8 protein-coding genes are annotated in these 6,404 nt (G+C 69.7%); 4 read left to right on the plus strand and 4 right to left on the minus strand.

All coding sequences use genetic code 11. The annotated features are described in order from the left end of the window. The 4 genes from AC1DZ6_RS16570 to AC1DZ6_RS16585 all read left to right on the plus strand — a co-directional run. Positions 1-719: class I adenylate-forming enzyme family protein (locus AC1DZ6_RS16570; protein ID WP_477098244.1), on the plus strand; the 719-nt coding region annotated here is incomplete at its 5' end. A 50-nt stretch (positions 720-769) separates the two neighbouring features. After that, positions 770-1,465 carry a TetR/AcrR family transcriptional regulator gene (locus AC1DZ6_RS16575; protein ID WP_477098245.1) on the plus strand — a complete coding sequence of 232 codons (696 nt, stop codon included), beginning with the start codon at positions 770-772 and terminating at the stop codon, positions 1,463-1,465. A gap of 111 nt (positions 1,466-1,576) precedes the next feature. Beyond that, positions 1,577-2,470, plus strand: a complete 894-nt coding sequence (locus tag AC1DZ6_RS16580) for an SDR family NAD(P)-dependent oxidoreductase (RefSeq protein WP_477098246.1) — start codon at positions 1,577-1,579, stop codon at positions 2,468-2,470. A 2-nt stretch (positions 2,471-2,472) separates the two neighbouring features. Further along, positions 2,473-3,645, plus strand: coding sequence for an acetyl-CoA C-acyltransferase (locus tag AC1DZ6_RS16585; protein ID WP_477098251.1), 1,173 nt, complete (start codon positions 2,473-2,475; stop codon positions 3,643-3,645). A gap of 28 nt (positions 3,646-3,673) precedes the next feature. Here AC1DZ6_RS16585 and AC1DZ6_RS16590 read toward each other — a convergent pair whose 3' ends face one another. The 4 genes from AC1DZ6_RS16590 to AC1DZ6_RS16605 form a co-directional block, all read right to left on the minus strand. Next, positions 3,674-4,288: a flavin reductase family protein gene (locus AC1DZ6_RS16590; RefSeq protein ID WP_477098247.1), complete on the minus strand. Its 615-nt coding sequence runs from the start codon at positions 4,286-4,288 to the stop codon at positions 3,674-3,676. Between the two features lie 4 nt (positions 4,289-4,292). Further along, positions 4,293-5,387 (minus strand): LLM class flavin-dependent oxidoreductase, encoded by a 1,095-nt coding sequence (locus AC1DZ6_RS16595; RefSeq protein ID WP_477098248.1) that lies wholly within the window; start codon positions 5,385-5,387, stop codon positions 4,293-4,295. A gap of 93 nt (positions 5,388-5,480) precedes the next feature. Then, a complete protein-coding gene (locus AC1DZ6_RS16600) occupies positions 5,481-6,134 on the minus strand; it encodes a glutathione S-transferase family protein (RefSeq protein WP_477098249.1) in 654 nt (217 codons plus the stop codon). An 11-nt stretch (positions 6,135-6,145) separates the two neighbouring features. Further along, positions 6,146-6,404, minus strand: a 259-nt coding sequence (locus AC1DZ6_RS16605; protein WP_477098250.1) for a rhodanese-like domain-containing protein, incomplete at its 5' end; no start/stop codon positions are given.

Genomic DNA, 6,404 nt, shown 5'->3' on the forward strand with positions numbered 1-6,404 from the left:
CCACCGGCCAAGACCTGCCGACGCTCAAGCGCATCATCATGGGCGGCGCGCCGCTCGCGCCCGCCCTGATGGAGCGGATCGAGAGCCGTCTGGGCGTGATGGTGCAAACCAGCTGGGGCATGACCGAGTTGTCGCCCTCCGGCACGGTGACGCCGGCCGATCCGTCACGCTCCGCGGCCGCGTCTGGTCGTCCAGCGATCGGGGTCGACCTGCTGCTCACCGACGCCGACGGGCGGGCCTTGCCCGACCAGAGGGATGTCGAAGGCCACCTGCGCGTGCGCGGGGCGGCGGTGATCGAGCGCTACTTCGGTCACGAGCAGCCGGCGACGGACGCCGACGGCTGGTTCGCGACCGGCGACCTGGCGCGGATCGACGCGGACGGAAACCTGTTCATCACCGGCCGGGCCAAGGACCTGATCAAGTCCGGCGGGGAATGGATCAATCCGGCCGAGATCGAGGCGGTGGTCGGGGCGTTGCCCGAGGTCTCCCTGGCCGCCGTCATCGGACGGGTCGACGCCAAGTGGGGCGAGCGCCCGATCCTGCTGGTCGAGATGCGCGAAGGCGAACCGGTCAGCGACGAGACGCTGCTGGCGGGCCTGCACGGCCGCGTGGCGCCCTGGTGGATTCCCGACGCGATCGTCCGCCTGCCGCACATGCCTCTGGCGTCAACCGGCAAGATCGACAAGATGAGACTGAGATCCGAATTCGGGGGCGGATAGTGGCTCACCCCCGTTTGATATCGCCCAAGCTTGAGACGGAAAGAAGCCTAGTGTCCGAAGACGTGAAACCCCGGCAGCGCTCCACCAAGGCGGAGCAGCGCGCCGAGACGATGGAGCAGATTCTCGACGCGGCCGAATATCTGTTCTCCAAGCACGGGCTCTATGGCGTGACGCTGAAGGACGTGGCCAAGCGGGTCGGGGTCCACCACACGCTGCTGAACTACTATTTCGAGGACAAGCGGAAGCTGTTCGACGCGGTCTTCGCGCGCCGCGCGGTGATCACCAGCGAACGCCGGATGAAGGCGCTCGAGGAGTACGAGGTCGCGACCGGCGACAAGCCGACGGTCGAGGGGGCGCTGCGGGCGTTCCTGGACACCGACCTGGACCTCTATATCGACGGCGGCGAGGGCTGGAAGAACTATGCCGCCCTGGGCGCCCAGGTCGCCAACGCGCCGGAGTGGGGCGCGGAGCTGATGGACGAACACTTCGATCCCGTCGTGCTTCGCCTGATCGCCATCCTGCGGAAGGCGCTGCCGGGCTGCAGCGAGGCCGACATCTTCTGGGGCTATCACTTCGTGACCGGGGCTCTGATGCTGACCCTGGCGCGGACGGGCCGCATCGACAAGCTGTCGGGCGGCGCGTGCCGGTCCGACGACTTCATGGCGGTGAAGGAGCGCATGGCGTCGTTCATGGCGGCGGGCTTCCTCAACGTCTGCGGACGCGGCGCGCCTCAAGCCCAGATCTGACGTCCATACCGAGGCTCGCGGCGAAAGGCGGCATGTCTCACACATTAACTCGCTAGCCAGTGAGCTTATGAAGCAGCTGCTGCGGCGACCGAAAGCAAGAGGGGAAACCTGATGTCGCTCACTGGACGCGTTGCGATCGTCACCGGCGCGGGCGGCGGACTTGGCCGCGCCCACGCCCTGTTTCTCGCGCGTCGCGGCGCCCGGATCGTCGTCAACGACATGGCCCAGGACGCCGCCGACCGTGTCGCCGCCGAGATCGTGCAGGCGGGGCATGAGGCCATGGCGGCTGTCGGCTCCGTCTCGGACGAAGCGGCCGTGAACGCCATGGTTCGCCAGACGATGGAGCGCTGGGGGCGGATCGACATCCTGGTCAACAACGCCGGCATCCTGCGCGACAAGAGCTTCGTCAAGATGGACCTGGAGGACTTCCGGCGCGTGATCGACGTGCACCTGATGGGCGCGGCGATCTGCACCAAGGCGGTCTGGGAGATCATGCGCGAGCAGCGCCATGGGCGGGTGGTCATGACCACCTCCTCGTCTGGCCTCTACGGCAATTTCGGCCAAGCCAACTACGGCGCCGCCAAGATGGCCCTGGTCGGCCTGATGCAGACCCTGGCGATCGAGGGCGAGAAGTACGGCATCCGGGTCAACTGCCTGGCGCCGACGGCGGCCACGGGCATGACCCACGGCGTGCTGTCCGACGACAGCCTCGAGCGCCTGGACCCGTCCCTGGTCAGCCCCGGCCTGCTGGCCCTGGTCGGCGACGACGCCCCGACCCGGGCGATCCTCTGCGCCGGCGCCGGCCACTTCGCGGTGGCCAATGTCACCCTGACCCCTGGGCGCTATGTCGGCGCGGGCGACGAAGCCGGCGACGGCGTCGTGCGGCTCTGGGACGAGATCGCCGATCGGACCGGCGAGATCGTGCCCGCCTACGGCTTCACCCAGGCCGAGCGCGAGCTGGCCAGCGCCGGCATGGTTTCGCCGGTGGCGGCGGTGCGGTCATGACGATGCGCGACGCGGTCATCGTCTCGACGGCCCGTACGCCGATCGGGCGCGCCTATCGCGGCGCCTTCAACGACACCCCGTCGCCGACCCTGGCGGCCCATGCGCTGAACGCCGCCGTCGAGCGGGCGGGGATCGCGCCGGACGAGATCGACGACTGCCTGCTGGGCTGCTCCCTGCCTCAGGGCGTGCAGCACACCATCGGCCGCATGGCCGCGCTGCGGGCCGGCTTTCCGGTCACCGTTCCGGGCATGACGCTGGACCGCCAATGCTCGTCGGGCCTGATGACCATCGCCACGGCCGCCAAGCAGGTGATCGTCGACCGCATGGACATCGTCGTGGCCGGCGGCGTCGAGTCGATCTCGATGGTCCAGACGGCCGACCTTCGCGCCGACCGCGATCCGGCGCTCGCGGCCCGCTATCCCGACGCCTACATGCCGATGCTGGAGACCGCCGAGATCGTCGCGGCGCGGTACGGGATCTCGCGCGAGGCCTGTGACGCCTATGCGCTGCAGTCCCAGCGACGCACGGCCGCCGCCCAGGCCGCCGGCCGGTTCGACACCGAGATCGCGCCCATGGCCGCGACCATGAGGACGATCGACAAGGCCAGCCAGCAGGTCTGCTTCCTGGATGTCACGGTCACGCGCGACGAGGGCGCGCGTCCCGAAACCACCCTCGAAGGGCTGGCGGCGCTAAAGCCTGCCTTGCCGGACGGCACGGTGACGGCCGGCAACGCCAGCCAGCTGTCGGACGGCGCCTCGGCTTGCGTGGTGATGGAGGCGGGGATGGCGGCGCGACGCGGCCTGACGCCGCTGGGCCGCTATGTCGGCATGGCCGTGGCCGGGACCCGACCGGACGAAATGGGCATAGGCCCGGTGTTCGCCGTGCCGCGTCTGCTGGAGCGTTTCGGCCTGGGCGTGGACGACATCGGGCTGTGGGAGCTGAACGAAGCCTTCGCCTGTCAGGTGCTCTACTGCCGCGACCGCTTGGGCCTTCCCGACGAGCGCCTGAACGTCAACGGCGGCGCGATCTCGATCGGCCATCCCTACGGCATGTCCGGGGCCAGGATGGTCGGCCACGCCCTGCTGGAGGGCAAGCGCCGAGGCGCGCGCCATGTAGTCGTCACCATGTGCGTTGGCGGCGGCATGGGCGCGGCGGGTCTGTTCGAGGTGCTCTAGGGCGCCCGGTCGAGATCGCGCTTCGCCGTCAGGACGCGAGGCGTTGAAACGACCGGTCGTGAGCGACCAACGGAAGGCCGGGCGCCAGGTTCACGGTGGATGCCGTGACGATGAACACGGTGTGAGTTCCCGTGTCGATCCGCTGGTCGATCTCGCAGGCGGCGGTCGAAAGGCCGCCCCGGTAACTCGGCGGCGCGTCGGTCTGCAGCCGCCAGCTTCCAGGATCGAAGCGCTCGTGGCTGAGGCTCGACGTCGAAAACCGCAGGGCTTCGGCCTCGTCATGCTCCGCCAGGATCGCCACGCCGCATCGGTCCGCCCGGGCCAGCACGTCGTGGCAGGACGCTTCCTTGCGGACGCAGAACAGGAACCGGGGCGGATCGACCGACAGGCCGGTGATCGAGCTGACCAGCAGGCCCCGCGGCGCGGCCCCGTCCTGGCCTGAATGGTCCCAGCACGAGATGATCGCCACGCCGCTGGCCAGCCGCGCCAGGGCCTCCTTGAAGGCCTCCGGCGCGATCGGCGGATCGCCCGGCGGAGTGTGCGGGGCGTAGGGCGGCTCCGCGCCGGATGACGCGTCTACGGGCCAGGCGGCGGCTGGCCAGGCGGTGTCGCCCAGCCAGCGCGGATCAACGTCGAAGGCCATGGACCTAGCCCGCCGCGGCGGCCGGGTTGGCGTCGCGCTGGGCGACCAACTCGCGGACCAGGGGGATCAGGTCGCGGCCGTAGGCGACCGCGTCGTTCAGCGGGTCGAAGCCGCGGATCAGGAAGGTCGTGACGCCCAGGTCATAGTAGTCGAGCAGGGCTTCGGCCACCTGCAGCGGCGTGCCGACCAGGCCGGTGGAGTTGCCCGCCGCGCCGGTGACGGCGGCGACGCCGGTCCACAGGCGCTTGTCCAGGCGCGAGCCTTGCTTGGCGGCGTCGAGCAGACGCTGCGATCCGGCGTTCGGAGGCGTATGCCCCGAGGTCGGCAGGCCGGCCTTTTCGCGCAGGGCCTTGGCCTGGGCGGCGATGTCGTCGGCCTTGGCCCAGGCGGCTTCCTCGGTCTCGGCGATCACCGGGCGCAGCGATAGCGAAAACTTGACCTGGCGGCCGTGCTTGGCGGCGGCGTGGCGGACCCGGGCGATGGTCTCGGCGACCTGGGCCTGGGTCTCGCCCCACAGGGCGAAGATGTCGGCGTGCTTGCCGGCCACCGGGATGGCGGCGTCGGACGAGCCGCCGAAATAGACCGGGATCTGCGGCTTCTGGTGAGGCTTCACCCCGCCGAACGCCTGGACGACGTTGTAGTAGTCGCCCTTGTAATCGAACGGCTTTTCGCTGGTCCATTCCTGGCGGACGATGTCGAGATACTCGCTGGTGCGGGCGTAGCGCTCGTCCTTGGTCAGGTGGTCGCCGTCCTTGGCCAGCTCATCGTCCGAGCCGCCGGTGATGATGTGCACGGCCACCCGGCCGCCGGTGAACTGGTCCAACGTGGCCAGTTGGCGCGCCGCGACGGTCGGGGCGGTGAAGCCTGGACGGTGGGCGATCATGAAGTTCAGGCGCTTGGTCACCGACGCGGCGTGGGCGACGACCAGCTGGCTTTCCGGCGAGGTCGAGCCGAAGGCGACCAGGGCGCGATCGAAGCCGCCCTCGTCGTGGGCGATGGCGATCCGTTCGACATAGTCGCGATCGATCGCCGGGCCCTGGGCCGGGTGAATCTCGGACTGATGCTGGGTGCCGATGATGCCGATGAATTCGACGGGCATGGGAAGGCTCCGATCTTGGGTTTGGGAGAAATCTAGAGATGAGGCGGGGCTAGAAAAGCGAGGCTTTCTCAAGGGTTTGATCAGGCTGTCTCATCAGGCGGCGACCTTGGGGGACGCTTCCTTGCGAAGGGCGCGCCGGACCGACGGGCGCGCCAGGGCGCGGGCGGCCTTGGCGCTCCAGGCCGGATAGGCGGAGGTGTCGATCTGGCGGCGCTCGGCCCAGCGCCAGATGACCAGGGCGTAAGCGTCGACGGCGCTGAAGTCCTCGCCCAGCAGCCAGGGGCCGGGTTGCTGGGCCAGGCGCTCGATGTCGGCCAGGGTGCGGTGGAAACGGGCCTCGCCCGGGGTGACCAAGGCCGCCTTGATCCCGTCGTCGTCGGCGAAGCGCTCGGGCCGGGCGATCTGCGAGAAAGCCACGTGCACCGTGCTGGCGAACCAGCTCATCACCTCGTAGGCGTGGGCCAGCTTCAGCGGATCGGCCAGGGGCAGCAGCGCGCTGTGCGGATGGGCGTGGGCCAGATAGGTCAGGATGGCCAGCACCTCGGTGACCGGCTCGCCGTCAACCGCCAGGGTCGGCACCCGGCCGCGCGGATTGACCTTCAGATAGGCCGGCTGGCGCTGCTCGCCGACGGCCAGGTCGATGGGGTGGACGTCGTAGGCGACGCCCAGCTCCTCCAGCGCGATCAGTGGCGCGAAGGCCGAGGATCCGGGGGCGAAATAGAGCTTGAGGGAGGTCTTGGAAGGCATAGGGCTTGGCCTCAAATCACGAAGAAGCCGTGCGAGCCGTCGCGGGCCAGCTGGTCGACCAGGCCGAATTCCCAGTCCAGATAGGCCTGCATCGCCTCGGCGGCGTTGTCGGTGCCCTCGTACGGACGCTTGTAGACGTCCTCCGGATCGGAGGCGGCGCGGACCAGGCCGGTGTCCAGGCGTCGGCCGGTGTCGGCCCAGGCCTGGGTGCCGCCGTCGAGCACCCGCACGGGGTGGTCGAAGATCTCCTCGACCTCGGCCGCCGCCAGC

This window comes from Caulobacter sp. P1_B12_2, assembly GCF_056406675.1.